The organism is Sinomicrobium oceani, assembly GCF_900119185.1.
Classification (GTDB): domain Bacteria; phylum Bacteroidota; class Bacteroidia; order Flavobacteriales; family Flavobacteriaceae; genus Sinomicrobium; species Sinomicrobium oceani.
Genome location: NZ_FPJE01000023.1, coordinates 34,438 through 51,204, shown reverse-complemented (window position 1 = coordinate 51,204; position 16,767 = coordinate 34,438). Strand labels below are relative to the sequence as shown.

Genomic DNA, 16,767 nt, shown 5'->3' with positions numbered 1-16,767 from the left:
GTCATGAAAAGAATGTTGTTTTTAAGTAGTCTTTTATCAATATTTAGTTGTCAGACACAAACCCTCGATATAACAAAGATAGACTTGCATAAAAATGCAAAAGAAACACTTGAAGGATTAAAAATATCAAGAATAGATACTCAAAACGGAGCTTATAAAACAGGAGGAAATGCTGAACTTGAAGATAATGGAAAAATAAGCATGTATTATATCTTCAAAGGGCCCAGTGACGAAAGTAAAGTTGCCTATTCCGGTATAAGACCAGAACCAGGAACTGGGGGACGGATTGTAGAACATGACGATAAAATAGCTTTCATAAATTTTGCCTTTCAGCGAGATAAGACATTCGAACTTCTTGCCAAATTAAAAAAAGATTTGGGAACTCCGGACCAGATATTATATGACAGTATTCCTAATAATGAGTCTGATTCTGAAGTTAAAATGCTTTTGAAAGCCTTTTCATCTGAAGAATTAAAATATTCGGAAGATGAATTCGGGGATTCTTATATATCATTTCCATTGCATCATGTATGGGTTAAAGATGGGTATATTTATAAATATACATTATTAAGAGGTAGAAAGGAATACAGTAATGATCTGGTAATTATCTCAAAACAAGCATTATTGGATAGGATTGTTTTTGGATACCATAATCCGGATAAAGATCCTATTTTTATAAAATATGTGCAATGAAAAAGTATAAGGAACCTTATTATCTGGTAGAGTTTAATTCCTCCATTTGTAATTTTGAAATTTTCATAAATGATTTGCCCGCTTTTATTCATAATACGGGAGGAATTATATCTTCACATTACCCAATTAACCACCTGATATTAGAAAGTGGAAAGCAGATAATAAGTGTAAGAATTCTACCCTTAAAAGGAGAGACTTCTTTAAGGAAAGACAGTTTTTTGAAGATAAAAGTTTTCTTTTTTGATGCTTTTACTAATGATTATAGCAATTCAATTGAGGTTTTTCAATATAATAACACCGATTTGGATGGAGATATTCCTTTAATCGAAATATCCGAGTTCTTTTTTGCAGAAGTGCCTTATGCTTTATCGGGATGGGGTAATTCAGAGGAAATTAAAGATTGTGATATGGAATTAATTTCATTTTACAAGCATCTTTATAAGTCCTTTGAAGGGAGAGATGTAGAAAAAATATATCAAATATTTAGAACTAAATTTAACGAAATAAATACGGCAATGTATTTAGATGACTCGGATGATAAAAAAGATTTGACTAAGTTATTTAAACAAATTGATGAAGGAGAAATGAAATTACAGCCCTTCCCTCTCAATCCTTTAGTGATTTTATATAATAATAAAGTGGGTAATGTGATTCGTGAGAATAGGGAGCCTGTTATATATTATAAGAATAATAAAACCAATGAAGAATTTGCCTTTCCTGTTTTCGTAAATATGAATGATGGTGATATAAGTGTTATAAGATAATTTGAGGATAAACAATATAAATTAATCCAAATATAACGAGAATAGCTTCATACTGAAGGAATAAGTTTAATGTAGATATAAACTCATACAGGTATTTTATGGGCGAAAAAATCAACAGTTTTCATAAGAGTATGTCTTGTTGTAAAAGGATATTTAATTTTTTTCTTAATCATTTGAAATGAATTGAAAGTTAATGGGAAGAATATATTGGTTAATTAAAAATGATTAAGTATGAAGAGTTGTATGTTGAGTGCTAAAATTTTTGTGCTTACCATAATATTATATTCTTGTCAGTCCCGAATGGAAGTTTCCCAAGTAGTTCTCAATGAAGATGTAAGTAGGGTGATTAAAGATAAAAAGGAATTCTTTTCTGAGCAGATTCACCCTTCCGCCGGCTTGCCGTTGCTGTATACTTATGATGTTCAGCATTATACTTTCGGGGATGTTGACTTTAAAAACAATAGTCAACAAACTGCATTAGGAATTAATTCGGTTGGATTCTACCTGTATAAAGCTTATAATAAAGAAGAAAATAAAATAGCAGGTATTAGGATAGAAGTTCATGAACAGGGAGAAGAATTGTTTAGTTATTTAAAAGAAAAGTACGGAGAACCGGAAGAACTGGCTCCTGAACCGGAAACCCGCTATGAAGGTATCGTTCATGGCATATCAGCTTATATATGGAAAAGCGATGCCCCGTATACTGTGATATTGTCCAAATCTTATGCGACGAAAGATAAAGAACAACTCATTACAACCACTGTCTATATACTGAATAATGATGCTGTAGATAGTACTGCCGATGGAAGAACATCTGTGGAACGTCTTATACAATCACTTAAACAATAATGTTTTAGCATGAGTATATTGCCCTATTATATGATAGACTTTAGCGGGTCTGCCTGTATGTTTGAAATCCGTGTAAATGATTACCCTGTTATTACACAAGATCTTGACGGACAGGTGTCTTCGATGATTCCCATAAATTATGCCATATTGAAAGACGGTATACAGACAATTTCAGCAACCGTATTACCGTATTCGGGAACCGAAACTTTGCACCCCAAAGCCAGCCTGAGGTTTAAGGTAATGTTGTTTGATGTGACCAGTGATTTTATGTTTAAAGAACAATTTAGTGAATATCAAACGCAGGACGTAGGTGATAAGGTATTACCTGTCTTAAAAGAAGCAGGTACTTTTTCTGCACAAATTCCGTATACTCTGGATGCCTGGCAAAATGGATTGGACCTTAAAGATGAAAAGGACCTGGGACAGAAATTAATTTCGGCCTATCAGAAAATTGAGGAGCTGATAGCTACTAAAAAATACGATCTTTTTAGAGAAAAAATAAGTAAAAGGGAAGGGAATATGGCTCTTTCCATGTATCTCTCAGAAGAAGAAAGCCAATCGAGAATCTCCGGATTGGTTTCTGATTTTGAGTCAGGATTTGAGGTTGTACCCGTTACAACAGAAGGTGCAGTCTTGCAGATTTATGGAAATGGTAAAGTGGCAGCATTAAAAAAAGCAGACGGGCGTTCCGGGTTAATGCTTTATAATAAAGAAACAAAGGAAGAGTTGATGCTGGATTTAACATTCTATATTCCAAAAGGGAAAACGGAGTTCGAAATTATCTGATAGCCATATGTATGCATTAGATTTTAGCTTTTTCCGGCTTCTGTCACTTTTGTTCGTATAACCTCTCTTGAAAACAATGAAGTGTTTCATAAAATAGTCCGGATATTGAAAATAAAAAACGGGGAAAAATAACAGAACTGTTTCCGTTTTCCTCCCCGTAAATATAGGATATATGAGGTTTTTTCTTCTTACAGAGAAAAAGCCTCTTTTATTTTAGCTACATGATCCAGCTTTTCCCAGGTAAACAGTTCCACCTCTTTTTCTATTCTTCCGTTGTACGGAGATTCGAATACCTTGGTTACGGTCTGTGGAGTTTTTCCCATATGACCGTAGGCTGCAGTTTCCAGGTAAATCGGGTTTCGGAGTTTTAACCTTTCCTCGATAGCGGCAGGCCGCATGTCGAACAGTTTTTCGACGATCTTTGCGATCTCCCCGTCTTTGAGCTGTATGTGGGCTTTGCCGTAAGTATTAACACTGATAGAGGTAGGTTCAACCACCCCGATAGCATAACTCACCTGTATCAATACTTCGTCGGCTACGCCGGCAGCAACCAGGTTTTTGGCAATATGGCGGGCGGCATAAGCCGCACTTCGGTCTACTTTACTCGGATCTTTTCCGGAGAAAGCACCTCCGCCATGAGCTCCTTTTCCTCCGTAAGTGTCAATGATGATTTTCCGGCCGGTAAGACCGGTGTCTCCGTGAGGTCCTCCGATTACAAATTTTCCCGTAGGGTTGATATGATACTGGATGTTATCCGTAAATAGTTTTTGCAGGTTTTCGGGAAGCAGAGCCTTGACTTTCGGGATCAGGATTTCGATGATGTCTTTTTTGATCTTTTGAAGCATGGCTTCATCATCTTTATCAAAATCATCGTGTTGGGTGGAGACCACAATCGTAACGATACGTTGCGGAACATCTTCATCACTGTACTCAATAGTTACCTGAGCTTTGGCGTCAGGCCTCAAGTAAGCGATTTCTTTTCCTTCCCTGCGTAGTTCCGCAAGTGTTTGCAGTATCTTATGCGAAATATCGAGGGCAAGAGGCATGTAATTTTCCGTTTCCCGGGTGGCATAGCCAAACATCATTCCCTGGTCGCCTGCTCCCTGTTCTTCTTTGCTTGCACGATCCACACCCTGGTTGATATCCTGGGATTGTTCGTGAATAAGTGAAATAACACCGCACGAATCTCCGCTGAACTGGTATTCTCCCTTGGTGTATCCGATATTATTAATAACGTCCCTTGCAATATTCTGCAGGTCCAGGTAAGTTTTGGATTTTACTTCTCCGGCGAGTACGACCTGGCCGGTAGTCACTAAGGTTTCGCATGCCACTTTAGATTCGGAATCGAAAGCGAGGAAGTGATCCAGGAGGGCGTCGGATATCTGGTCTGCTACTTTGTCCGGATGTCCTTCACTGACAGACTCGGACGTAAATAAATATGCCATTGTATATTGTTCTGATTATTGTTATCCTTCGGAAGGAAGATTGTCCGGCGAGAAAGCTAAAGCGGTTTGTCCTGCGGCATTTTTCAGGTGCCGGGTCCGGGAGACGACAGGATAACTGTTTTAGCATTTTTTCACGAGGTTGCAATCAGTCAAATCCTTCCTCTTTTATTTTACCGGGACAAAGGTATGAAACGGATTTGAATTGCAAAATGAATTAACAAATTTAGTCATCTCATTCCCCGTCAGGTCTATCTGCTCCGGTGTGCCTCGATTTGACTTTTTTTAATTATCATTGGAGGATACGGTTATGGTGTTAATATATAACCTTCTTACCCGGTGAAATAATAACTAAATAACCGAAATACAATAAAACTCATAATTGTTGATTCACACTTTTATTTGGTATATTGCCATAATGATCAATCTCTTTTTACGATGAAAGTAAAATACCTTTTCTATAGTCTTATATCTGTTGTGCTCACTCCGGTGTATGCCCAGAAACTACAGGTTTCCGATCCTGCCCAGGCCGGATTTTCCAGGGAACGTCTCGACAAAATCGATGACATGCTGCAGGAATATGTGTCTGCAAAAAAAATTGCCGGTGCGGTTGCTTTGATAGCGCACGACGGCAAAATTGTCTATCATAAGGGAACGGGATATGCGGATATCCGGGAAAAGCGAAACATGGCTCCCAATACTATTTTTCGTATCGCTTCGCAGACCAAGGCGATAACCAGTACCGCTGTTATGATGTTATTTGAGGAAGGAAAGCTGCTGCTGGACGACCCTGTCTCTTTATATATACCGGAATTTAAAGATCAGGGTGTGCTGGATGAATTTAAACCGGCAGATTCTACGTACACTACCGTTCCTGCCCGGAGAGCTGTGACCATCCGCGATCTTTTGACACATACTTCCGGTATCGGGTATGCGGTGATAGGAAGTAAAGAGGCCAATGCCATATACGCCAGGGCCGGAATACCTGCCGGTTTTGTGGCGGAACCGCTGAAACTCGGGGATAAAATGAAAATACTTGCAAAACTCCCATTGACGCATCAGCCAGGTGAAAAATTTACATACGGATTAAATACGGATGTGCTTGGCTATGTTGTGGAAGTGGTTTCGGGTATTTCTCTCGATGACTTTTTTCGTCAACGTATTTTTCAACCTTTGCAGATGAACGATACGTATTTCTACCTGCCACGGGACAAGCAGGCTCGTCTGGCAGAAGTTTATGTGGAAAATCAGGCCGGCGAAACTGTGGAAGCCCCTCAGGTAAGCCACGGAGGGATAGATAAAGATTATCCGTTGAAAGGGAGTACCTACTTCTCCGGGGGAGCAGGACTTTCATCGACTGCGGCAGACTATGCCGCATTTCTGCAGATGTTACTGAATGGTGGTATATACAACGGGAAACGCCTGTTAAGCCCGGATACCATACGATTGATGACGGTGAACCAGATCGGGGAACTGGGCCTGGGATACGGCAATACATTCGGACTGGGATTTGAGATTGTCGGTAAAGGCGGCAGTGCCGCACTTCCGTGGCATGAAGGATCTTTTTCCTGGGGCGGATATTTCGGTTCGCATTACTGGGTAGACCCGGCATCGGGGATTGTAGCCGTTATTCTCACACAGGAAGTCCCTAACAGGGAATGGGGAGATATTTCGGCAAAGTTTAAGAATATGGTCTATGCAGCGCATACCGGAAAATAAAAAATCCTGCCGAAGCAGGATTTATAGGGGGAATTAACGTCCCTGACGGAAACCTTTTCTTTTATGATGAAAATGTTTCCCGGGCTTATCGTGACTTTTTTTCCATATGGCATACTGGTTGTCATCCAGGATGTTTTTCATTTTTTGCTGAACAGCCAGGCGTGCATCAAGTTTTTTGTTCATAAAATCGAAGCGCTCTTCTGCTGTCCATTCCTTCTTTCCGTCCTTGGCTTCTTTGAACTTCTGAAACTCGGCTTTTCTCTTTTCGGCAAGTTCTGTGTTGAGTTTCAGTATTTCCTTTTGCTGTGCCTGGCTCAGATCCAGCTTAATGGCCATACGCTTGGTCTGCAAAGTAGCCAGTTGTTCCGGCGTTAAATCTTTGAAACGTTCTATACGGTCTTTTTTATGGTCCGTACTTTTTCTGTCCCTCTTTTCCTGTGCCATAGCTCCGGTGATCAGGGTGAGTGCTATGACAAGACTAAATACTTTTTTCATACTCTTAATTTTTTGCGATTTTACTTCTTAGACTGTTGTAGAAGTGTAAAGTTTAAAGAGAATGCTTTAGTTTGTGATGTTTTTAACAAAAAAAAGCCCGGAAAGACTGATCTCCGGGCTTGTGAATGTATGTAGAAAAATCTTATTCCTGGTCCTGTAACACAACGGTTTTGGAATCCCCACTGACTTCTACTTTGATAAGGCCCAGTTTGGAAAGCCCTTTCATGCCTTTGTCCCAGGCCTTATTGCTCAGCTCTGTTTTGTTCTTGAGGGTATCGAGCGGCATGGATTTTTGTAATTTCAGGATGTCCAGAATGGCCTTTTCATTATCGCTTAACTGCAGGGGCTTTTTCTCGGGTCTCATTTGCGGGAAGAACAGTACTTCCTGTATAGAGGAGTTATTGGTCATAAGCATCACGAGACGATCAATTCCGATCCCGATCCCGGAAGTCGGAGGCATACCGTATTCGAGTGCACGGAGAAAGTCCTGGTCTATAAACATGGCTTCGTCGTCACCCTTTTCGGATAATTTCAACTGATCTTCAAAACGCTGCCGCTGATCGATAGGGTCGTTGAGTTCGGAATACGCATTGGCCAGCTCCTTACCGTTTACCATCAGTTCGAATCGCTCGGTAAGTTCCGGGTTATCCCGGTGTTCTTTTGTCAGCGGACTCATCTCTTTGGGATAATCCGTGATAAACGTGGGTTGTATGTAATGATGTTCGCATTTTTCACCGAAGATCTCATCGATAAGTTTTCCTTTACCCATCGTTTCGTCGGCAGGAATATCGAGCGCTTTACATACGTTGCGTAGTTCGTCTTCGGTCATACCTGCTACGTCATATCCCGTATGCTCTTTGATAGCCTGTAATATCGGTACGCGCGGATAGGGAGCCTTAAAATTGATTTCGTTTTTACCTACGTTCACTATAGAGGAGCCGTTAGAATCCAAAGCTACTTTTTCGAGTAGTTGCGCTGTCATATCCATCATCCAGTGGTAATCCTTGTAGGCTACATAAAGTTCCATGACCGTGAATTCCGGGTTGTGAGTACGGTCCATGCCTTCGTTGCGGAAGTCTTTGGCAAATTCGTATACCCCGTCAAAACCTCCTACAATAAGCCTCTTCAGGTACAGTTCGTTGGCAATACGCAGGTATAATGGAATATTGAGTGCGTTGTGATGCGTTATAAACGGGCGGGCGGCGGCGCCACCCGGTATAGGCTGAAGAATAGGGGTCTCGACCTCCAGATATCCTTTCCTATTGAAAAAATCCCGAATACTTGTGGTAATCCGGGTGCGTTTTATAAAAGTTTCCTTAACATGCGGATTCACCACCAGGTCTACATAACGCTGACGGTACCGGAGCTCAGGATCGTTGAATTCGTCAAATACGTTGCCTTCGTTATCCACTTTGGGCAACGGCAAGGGACGAAGTGATTTGTTCAGTACGGTAAAGTCGTTGACCATAACGGTTCTTTCACCGACCTGCGTTGTAAACAGCGTACCTTCGACTCCTATGATATCCCCGATATCGAGCAGCTTTTTATACACTTCGTTGTACTTGGTTTTGTCATCGTCGGGGCAAACTTCGTCACGGTTGAAATATACCTGTATCCGTCCCGCGCTATCCTGCAATTCGGCAAAGGAGGCCTTACCCTGTATTCTTCGGCTCATCAGTCGTCCGGCAATAACAACCTTCTTGCCTTCCTCGTATCCTTTTTTTATTTGTTCGGATGTGTGATCTACCGGATACAAAGCGGCAGGATATGGATCTATACCCAATTCCCTTAACTTTCCGAGTTTTTCCCTTCTGACGATTTCCTGTTCTGAAAGCTGCATAGTAAAGCTGTAATATTAATTTCGGTTCTTCTTTTAAAAGTGCAAAGATAATTACAATTTATATTATAAGCATGTAGTAAATAACATCATCCGAAAGTGATGAAAACCATAGGTGGTGAGTGACCGGTTGAAAAGGGAATTTCAGATGAGGGTAGTTTCGTGGTAGGCACTGACGGCTTTTGTAAACCCGTGGTTTTCGGAGCGCGTTTTTAACTTAAAAAACATTGTAACAAATCGGAGTCATAAACGTCTTATACTTACCATCAATCAGAAGCAGACAAGGCCCGACCAAATCGGAGAATGATCCCGGGGAGGTGCCGTGACCCAACGTCTGTAGTAAAAAAGTTATTATGAGTATCTGGAGAGTATTATTGTCTATTTTATTTCCGCCCCTTGCGGTGCTGGATAAAGGGTGTGGTTCTGTTGTTATCGTATTTCTTCTGACCCTTTGCGGTTGGATTCCCGGGGTTATTGCAGCCCTGGTTATCCTTAATAACCCCAATCGTTAGGGGGCTGTTTTTGGTCTGGTATCCCGTATCGTATTCAACCTTTAATGTTTATCTTTGTAAGATGAACAGGAAAGTAGAAATACAGGATCTGGGACTTCGGGATTATAAAGAAACCTGGGATTACCAGGAAGAACTATTCGGAAGTATATTGGATATTAAAATGAAGAACAGGAGGGAAGGAGCAGGTCTCGAAACCCCGAATTACCTGTTGTTTGTAGAGCATCCTCATGTGTATACTCTCGGCAAAAGCGGAGATGTACACAATATGCTACTGGACGAAAAGCAACTCGAAGCCAAGGGGGCTACCTTCTATAAGATCAACAGGGGAGGAGACATCACATATCACGGTCCGGGGCAGATTGTGGGCTATCCCATTCTGGACCTTGACAATTTTTTTACCGACATCCATAAATACCTGCGTTTTCTCGAAGAAGTAATCATCCGTACCCTGGCCGAATACGGGCTTAAAGCCACCAGGAGTGAGGGAGAAACCGGGGTGTGGCTGGACGTAGGGACCCCTTTTGCAAGAAAAATATGTGCCATGGGAGTGCGGGCATCACGTTGGGTGACCATGCATGGGTTTGCACTCAATGTCAATGCCGATCTGGGATATTTCGATCATATAATCCCGTGTGGAATCAGGGGCAAGGCGGTAACCTCACTTCATGTGGAGTTGGGAAAACAGGAGGTGTCAGAAACAGAGGTCCGGGAAAAAATACAAAAACATTTCTTCGACCTTTTCGAAGCGGAATCCGTTGCATCTGTAAAGACGGTAACAGAGAACTAATACCACGGCCTTTTCGGAAGCCTCCTGCTTTTTATCTTTAGTCCTTTAGCTTATGGAGGTACATGTTTACGACGTTCTCAATGCCGAGATATAACGATTCGGCGATGAGGGCGTGCCCTATGGAAACCTCAAGTAATCCGGGGATGTTATCCTTAAAAAAACGGATGTTTTCCAGATTCAGATCATGTCCGGCATTGATGCCCAGACCAAGCGAGTTGGCTGTTTCCGCTGCTTGTATATAGGGCTTTATCCCATCTTTGTTTCCTTTTTCGTAAGCCGCAGCAAAAGCTTCGGTGTAGAGTTCTATCCGGTCTGTTCCGGTGGCTACCGCCCCTTCGATCATCTTCGGATCCGGGTCTGTAAAGATGGAAGTCCGTATACCGTGGTTCCGGAACTCCGCGATGACTTCGCTGAGAAAGCCCCGGTTTTTTAAAGTGTCCCATCCGGCATTGGAGGTAATGGCATCTTCGGCATCGGGTACGAGTGTTACCTGTGTGGGTTTTACCTCGAGGACCAACTGCATAAAACTCTCTACAGGGTTCCCTTCGATATTGTATTCCGTGCGGACAATTTTTTTCAGATCCCGGGCATCCTGGTACCTGATGTGACGTTCGTCCGGTCTGGGATGTATGGTAATGCCTTGTGCACCAAAATCCTCGATGTCGCCGGCCATTTTTAACAGATCGGGCACATTGCCGCCTCTCGAATTTCTGAGGGTGGCTATTTTGTTGATGTTTACGCTTAACTTGGTCATACAAATGATAAATATCCGCAAAAATACAAAGTTCATCCTGCTTTTTTCTCACATAATTTAATTAATTTGCTGTCCTTAACAGATGGTCCGGAACTTGTGCCGAACAGTCTGTAACCGTAAAAACGGGTTGTGAAAAAACCGTTGTCCTTCCGGAAACGTAAATGTAAAGTATGGAGATCAATTCATTTATAAATTACGATGTGCCGCCGGTATCTCCGGAGGATCCCGTCAAGCACGTGCAGGAGCTCTTTTTTGAGCTCACCAATACGCATTTGCCTGTGGTGAAGGACGGATTTTTGCTGGGAAATATTTCCGAAGAAGATATCGCCGGATTTGAGTTGGAAAAAAAAGTCTCGGATTACGGATATGCATTGGATATCTTTTTCGTGAAGGAAAATACCAACTGGCTGGAAGTCCTCGAAGCATTTGCAAAAAACAATGCCAATATGATGCCCGTTCTGAATGCAGAAGGGAGATATCTCGGGTATTATGAGCTCACGGATCTTATGGGACTCTTCCGGGAAACCCCGTTTATCAACGAATCGGGAGGAGTGCTTATCGTAGAAAAGGGAAGTTCTGATTTTACCTTTAGCGAAATATCACAAATAGTGGAAAGTGACAATGGCAAATTACTCGGGGCATTTGTGTCGGGTTACGAAGGAGATATGGCACAGATCACTCTCAAAGTGGGTAATACGGGACTAAATTCCATTATGCAGTCTTTTCGCAGGTACGGATATACCATTATTATGGGGAATGAAGATGATATGTATATGGAGAACTTAAAAGAAAGGTCGAACTATTTAAGGAAGTTCCTTAATATTTAAAAAAACAGATCGCCTGGTATGAAGGTAGGGGTATTCGGACAGTTTTATCACGACGGAAGCGAAGAGTATGTACTTACGCTGCTTGAAGTGTTGCATGAAAAGCAAATCGAGGTTATTATCGAGGCGAAATACCTGGAGTTGATCCGGCATCTTCTCGATGGTACCAGAACATACGAAACATTCACTGCTTTTTCCGACCTCGATCCAGATTGTGATATGTTTTTCAGTATGGGAGGAGACGGTACGATATTGCGTACGGTATTGTACATAAGAAATCTCGGAATACCCGTGCTGGGGATCAATACGGGCAGGCTCGGATTTCTGGCAACCGTGCAAAAAGAAAATATACGGGAAGCTGTAGATTGTATTCTCCGCGGGGAATACGATGTGGTAGACCGGGCACTTCTGGAAATCAACACGAACCCGGCAAACGAAGACCTGGCAGAATTTAATTTTGCCCTCAATGAAATTGCCGTCAGCCGTAAAGACACGACCTCCATGATCACCGTAGCCACATACCTCAATGAAGAATATCTTACCTCTTATTGGGCAGACGGACTCATTATAGCAACGCCCACGGGGTCTACCGGGTATTCGCTGAGCTGCGGCGGACCTGTGCTCACCCCTGATACTACCGGTTTCGTCATTACTCCGATCGCTCCGCACAACCTCAATGCACGACCTCTGGTGATCCCTGACGATACCGAGATCAAGCTGAGAGTGTCCGGAAGAGAGCCGAATTACCTGGTCTCACTCGATTCCAGGCTGGCAACATTGTCCGAAGAAACAGAAATTATTATCCGTAAAGCACCCTTTGCCATGAAAATGGTAGAATTGCGGGCGGAGAGTTTTTTAAAGACACTGCGGAATAAACTGCTTTGGGGAGAAGACAGGCGTAACTGAATTTCTTTTTTCCATGTTGTATCGTGAAAAGTTGAAAGGATGTTGCAAACAAACAGATACGGAGCAAGGTGTCGGTAAAGCGGAAATATGCCCTTGTCGATACGGTTTTAGCGGTAAAAAACAATAAAAAACCTTTAAATCTGTTGTTTAAGCGTACTAATTTAAAGGAAATTACCCATGAGCAATCTTAATTATTATATTTGCGGACTTTTAGAGCGTATGAGAAAAAGAGCGGTCATTATCTTTTTGTTACTGTTGAGTGTACAGTCGGGTATAGCTCAGATCCATGAATTGGGGGTATTCCTCGGAGGAAGTAATTTTATAGGAGACGTTGGTAAAACGAATTATATAAATCCCAATAAGCTGGCTATAGGTGGATTGTATAAATGGAACAAGAGCTCCAGGTATGCATATCGTCTGGCATTGAATTATACCAAGCTACAGGCCGATGATACCGATTCCGGGAACTCGGCCAGAGCAGAAAGAGGCTATGCTTTTTCCAATCGTATTATGGAAGCGTCCGCAGGGATGGAGTTTCATTTCTGGGAATATGACCTGCATACCTTACGTAGGCCGTTTACTCCTTATATATATGGAGGGCTGGCTGCACTGAATTACAGGATGCTCTATTATAACGCTGCCGAGGGAGGTATGAGTGCTCAGGAAAGGAGATTTTCCGTAGCTTTCCCTTTTGGACTGGGGGTGAAAGGCGAAGTGTTGCCCAATCTGGTCCTCGGAGCGGAGATCATAGCACGATATACGCTGGTTAACGATATCGACGGGAGTAACCCGGAAAGAAATCCCGGGGTGGATTTTACCCGTTTCGGGAATTATAGTAGTAAAGACTGGTATGTCCTCAGCGGAATTACCATAACCTATACATTCGGTAAGAGGCCTTGTACCTCCTGCTTCGAATAGGGTCCCCGGTACTGTTCGTATACAATACGGGAGTGTCGTAAAAAAGAATAGAAGACAGGGTAACCTGTGTGAATATGTTTTAATGGATAATATAAAAGACGCCATAGATAAAGAAAGGTTGCCGGAGCACATTGCCATCATTATGGATGGTAACGGGCGATGGGCAAAGCAAAGGGGGAAGCTACGGGTCTTCGGCCACGAACAAGGGGCTTCGGCAGTACGTGAAGTTGTGGAAGGATGTGCCGAACTCGGTGTGAAAAACCTGACGCTCTATGCTTTTTCCACGGAAAACTGGAACCGGCCTAAACTCGAAGTAGAGATGCTGATGAAGCTTCTTATTGCCTCACTCAGAAAAGAACTCAAAACACTTAACAAGAATAACATCCGGCTTCAGGCTATTGGCAGGCTTGAATCAATGCCCGCTTCCGTGTCCAGGAAACTGCAGGAAGTCATAGAAAAAACCAAAGATAACGACCGGATGACACTTACCCTCGCACTGAGCTACGGATCCAGAGATGAGCTTAAAAATGCAGTTCAGGCCATCAGTTTTAAAGTTAAAAATAATATAATTTCTGCCGAAGATATTGACGAATCGGTTATAAATGAGCATCTTTACACGCATAATTTACCGGATGTAGACCTGCTCATACGCACCAGCGGAGAGGTTCGGATCAGTAATTTTTTGCTTTGGCAGATTGCTTATGCCGAGCTTTATTTTACGGAAACACTATGGCCGGATTTTAACAAGGAGCAACTGTATGAAGCAATTTTAAACTATCAAAACAGGGAACGGAGATTTGGAAAAACTAGCGAACAACTTAACTAAGATCAGCATGCACAAGAAATATTTTGGAGTCGTAATTACATGCTTTGTGCTTCTTTGTCATAATATCACATTAACTGCCCAGGAAATTAAGTTTGATAAAGGAAAGAAATATATTCTGGGAGGAATTGAAGTTACCGGGGTCAAAAGTTATAACACGCAGACAGTAATCACTTATAGTGGTCTTCGTGTCGGACAGGAAATAACTGTTCCGGGAGAGCAGATTACCAATGTCATCAAAAAACTTTGGAAACTGGAGTTGTTCAGCGATGTCACTTTCTACATCGACCGTGTGGAAGACGACAAGATCTTCCTCGAGTTACATATTCAGGAAGTGCCTACGCTTTCGTCTGTGAAGATAGAAGGCCTGAAAAAGAAAAAAGGAGAAGCCGTTTTAAAAGAAGCGGATATCAAAAAAGGGAAAAGGGTCACGGAAAGTTTTATTACCAATACCCGTAATTTCCTTGTGAATAAATATAAGAAACAAGGATTTTTACATGCACGTGCCAGTATCACTCCGATCCCGGATACTTCTGCGGTTAATGCTGTAAAAATGCTCGTGAGTATCAATAAAGGGGATAAAGTAAAAGTAAAAGATATCACTTTTGACGGTAATGAGGCTTTAAAAGACAAAACGCTTCGTAAAGCCATGAAAAATACCAAGCGAAAGGTCTTCGGACGTTTCTGGAAGAAATCCAAGTTTATACCCGAAGATTATAAAGAAGATCTTACCTCGCTTATCGATAAATACAAGGAAAAGGGATATCGGGATGCAAGGATTATCTCCGATACCGTTATCGATAATAAAACCAATAAGATCAGTATCAATATTGATCTCGAAGAAGGAGATAAATACTATTTCGGAAAGATCGATTTTGTCGGAAACACCGTGTATAGCGATCGCCAGTTGGCATCCGTGCTCGGGATTGAGCCGGGTGATACCTATAACGGAGTTCTGCTCAGGAAACGTATTCAGGACAATACCAAACCCGACGGAGAGGATATTACCAACCTCTATCAGAACAATGGGTATCTCTTCTCTTCTATCAACCCGGTAGAAATCTCGGCTAAAAACGATACGATAGATTTCGAAATACGTATTATCGAAGGAAAACTGGCGTACTTTAATGATGTCAGGGTTTCCGGAAACGATAAGACAAATGACCATGTGATCTATAGAGAGATGCGTACCAGGCCGGGACAGAAATACAGTAAAGAAAATGTGATCCGTACCATCCGGGAACTCGGGGGACTCGGTTATTTCGACCAGGAAGCCGTGGTGCCGGATATCAAAAATGCTAATCCGGATGCAGGAACTGTTGATATAGAATACGGACTTACCGAAAAAGGATCCAGTCAGATCGAACTCCAGGGTGGATACGGAGGAGGAGGTTTCATCGGAACCCTCGGGTTGTCGTTCAGTAACTTTGCGATCAAGGATCTGTTTAACAAAAAAGCATATAAGCCCGTACCTATGGGAGACGGACAGACACTGGCGTTACGTTTGCAGGCAAGTAGGTTCTATCAGACCTATAGCTTCTCGTTTTCCGAGCCGTGGCTGGGAGGGAAAAAACCCACACAGTTTTCCGCCTCATTATCCCATAGCCGACAGTTTTATTACGACTGGAGAACCGGAAGACCCGATAAGAGTCAGCGGTTTTATATTACCAGTTTAACATTTGGTCTGGCCAAGCGTCTCGAAGTACCGGATGATTACTTCACGCTGTCGCATGCCTTGAGTTTTCAGTACTATGATCTGGAAAATTACAATATCGGGCTGTTCGGATTCGGTAGCAGCGGGTACGCTAAGAATATCGCATATACCATAGCCCTGTCAAGAGACAACAGGTTTCCGAAACTGATCTACCCGAGGACAGGGTCCAGGTTTACCATATCCGCCAGGGTAACTCCGCCGTATTCACTTTTTGATGGTGTGGATTATGGTAATCTTGAAAATGAAGAGGAGTTTTGGGAAAAAGATGACGATGGTAATGTCGTATACGATGATGATAATCAGCCGGTAGCTGATGTACAAAAAATAGAGCAGGAGAAGATCAAATGGCTGGAATTTTATAAGATCAAGTTCGACGGAGAATGGTATAACAGGCTCGTCGGGGATCTCGTACTTAAAACTTCCGCAAACTTCGGTTACCTTGGCGCTTATAACCAGGATAGGGGCGTAGTGCCGTTCGAACGGTTCTTCCTCGGAGGAGATGGTATGGCCAACTATACGCTGGACAGTAGAGAGACCATACAGCTCAGGGGATATCCGAACCAGTCTTTGTCGCCCAATATAGGTTCTACCATTTACAATAAGTTTTCTATGGAGTTGCGTTATCCGCTTACCCTGAAACCATCGGCGTCTATTTATGGACTTGTTTTTGCCGAAGGCGGTGCTGCGTTTGACAGCTTTAAGAACTACAACCCATTCCAGTTAAAAAGATCTGCCGGATTCGGTCTGCGAATCTTTATGCCTGCATTCGGATTATTGGGGATCGATTTCGGACACGGATTCGATTCTATAGACGGTACGGGACAGAAGAATGGCTGGGAAACACACTTTATTATCGGACAGCAATTCTAACTTTGGCACGATATTTTCTGTATAGCACATAAGCAGGTGCCCGGAGCATCGAAGTTCTTACAGAGATGATATGG

At 42.4% G+C, this 16,767-nt stretch carries 16 protein-coding genes; 12 read left to right on the top strand and 4 right to left on the bottom strand.

Annotated features, from left to right (window positions below; all coding sequences use genetic code 11):
• Positions 1 to 3: 3 nt before the first annotated feature.
• The 4 genes from BT112_RS17230 (at position 4) to BT112_RS17215 (ending at position 3,092) form a co-directional block, all read left to right on the top strand.
• Positions 4 to 693, top strand: a complete 690-nt coding sequence (locus tag BT112_RS17230; protein ID WP_139276293.1) for a hypothetical protein — start codon at positions 4 to 6, stop codon at positions 691 to 693.
• Positions 690 to 1,457 (top strand): hypothetical protein, encoded by a 768-nt coding sequence (locus BT112_RS17225; RefSeq protein WP_072318688.1) that lies wholly within the window; start codon positions 690 to 692, stop codon positions 1,455 to 1,457. Before BT112_RS17230 ends, BT112_RS17225 begins: the two co-directional genes overlap by 4 nt.
• Positions 1,458 to 1,688: 231 nt before the next feature.
• On the top strand, positions 1,689 to 2,306 hold the full coding sequence (locus BT112_RS17220) for a hypothetical protein (RefSeq protein ID WP_139276292.1): 618 nt from the start codon (positions 1,689 to 1,691) through the stop codon (positions 2,304 to 2,306).
• A 57-nt stretch (positions 2,307 to 2,363) separates the two neighbouring features.
• On the top strand, positions 2,364 to 3,092 hold the full coding sequence (locus tag BT112_RS17215; RefSeq protein ID WP_139276291.1) for a hypothetical protein: 729 nt from the start codon (positions 2,364 to 2,366) through the stop codon (positions 3,090 to 3,092).
• A gap of 188 nt (positions 3,093 to 3,280) precedes the next feature.
• On the opposite strand, the gene metK is transcribed toward BT112_RS17215, so the two are convergent.
• On the bottom strand, positions 3,281 to 4,537 hold the full coding sequence (gene metK, locus BT112_RS17210; RefSeq protein WP_072318682.1) for a methionine adenosyltransferase: 1,257 nt from the start codon (positions 4,535 to 4,537) through the stop codon (positions 3,281 to 3,283).
• 435 nt (positions 4,538 to 4,972) lie between these two features.
• Here metK and BT112_RS17205 point away from each other — a divergent pair, with 435 nt between their 5' ends.
• Positions 4,973 to 6,253: a serine hydrolase domain-containing protein gene (locus tag BT112_RS17205; protein ID WP_072318680.1), complete on the top strand. Its 1,281-nt coding sequence runs from the start codon at positions 4,973 to 4,975 to the stop codon at positions 6,251 to 6,253.
• A gap of 33 nt (positions 6,254 to 6,286) precedes the next feature.
• Here BT112_RS17205 and BT112_RS17200 read toward each other — a convergent pair whose 3' ends face one another.
• Complete coding sequence (locus BT112_RS17200; protein WP_072318678.1) at positions 6,287 to 6,748, bottom strand: DUF4890 domain-containing protein; 462 nt, start codon at positions 6,746 to 6,748, stop codon at positions 6,287 to 6,289.
• A gap of 142 nt (positions 6,749 to 6,890) precedes the next feature.
• On the bottom strand, positions 6,891 to 8,588 hold the full coding sequence (gene lysS / locus BT112_RS17195; RefSeq protein ID WP_072318677.1) for a lysine--tRNA ligase: 1,698 nt from the start codon (positions 8,586 to 8,588) through the stop codon (positions 6,891 to 6,893).
• Positions 8,589 to 8,938: 350 nt separating this feature from the next.
• Here lysS and BT112_RS17190 point away from each other — a divergent pair, with 350 nt between their 5' ends.
• Both BT112_RS17190 and lipB read left to right on the top strand, forming a co-directional pair.
• Entirely contained in the window at positions 8,939 to 9,097 is a 159-nt protein-coding gene (locus BT112_RS17190; protein WP_072318675.1) for a YqaE/Pmp3 family membrane protein, read from the top strand.
• A 61-nt stretch (positions 9,098 to 9,158) separates the two neighbouring features.
• Positions 9,159 to 9,884 carry a lipoyl(octanoyl) transferase LipB gene (gene lipB / locus BT112_RS17185; RefSeq protein ID WP_072318674.1) on the top strand — a complete coding sequence of 242 codons (726 nt, stop codon included), beginning with the start codon at positions 9,159 to 9,161 and terminating at the stop codon, positions 9,882 to 9,884.
• A gap of 37 nt (positions 9,885 to 9,921) precedes the next feature.
• Here the strand turns inward: lipB and BT112_RS17180 are convergent, their stop codons facing one another.
• Entirely contained in the window at positions 9,922 to 10,638 is a 717-nt protein-coding gene (locus tag BT112_RS17180; protein ID WP_072318726.1) for a pyridoxine 5'-phosphate synthase, read from the bottom strand.
• 170 nt (positions 10,639 to 10,808) lie between these two features.
• Between BT112_RS17180 and BT112_RS17175 the strand changes: the two genes are divergently transcribed.
• From BT112_RS17175 to BT112_RS17155, 5 genes are all read left to right on the top strand, one after another.
• Entirely contained in the window at positions 10,809 to 11,465 is a 657-nt protein-coding gene (locus BT112_RS17175) for a CBS domain-containing protein (RefSeq protein ID WP_072318672.1), read from the top strand.
• A gap of 18 nt (positions 11,466 to 11,483) precedes the next feature.
• The gene (locus tag BT112_RS17170) at positions 11,484 to 12,368 is read left to right on the top strand and encodes an NAD kinase (RefSeq protein ID WP_072318671.1); all 885 of its coding nucleotides are present in this window, start codon (positions 11,484 to 11,486) and stop codon (positions 12,366 to 12,368) included.
• A gap of 177 nt (positions 12,369 to 12,545) precedes the next feature.
• Complete coding sequence (gene porG / locus BT112_RS17165) at positions 12,546 to 13,286, top strand: type IX secretion system protein PorG (protein ID WP_245777062.1); 741 nt, start codon at positions 12,546 to 12,548, stop codon at positions 13,284 to 13,286.
• Positions 13,287 to 13,368: 82 nt separating this feature from the next.
• A complete protein-coding gene (locus BT112_RS17160) occupies positions 13,369 to 14,112 on the top strand; it encodes an isoprenyl transferase (protein WP_072318669.1) in 744 nt (247 codons plus the stop codon).
• A 7-nt stretch (positions 14,113 to 14,119) separates the two neighbouring features.
• Positions 14,120 to 16,693, top strand: a complete 2,574-nt coding sequence (locus BT112_RS17155) for a BamA/OMP85 family outer membrane protein (protein ID WP_083564978.1) — start codon at positions 14,120 to 14,122, stop codon at positions 16,691 to 16,693.
• Positions 16,694 to 16,767 lie beyond the last annotated feature (74 nt).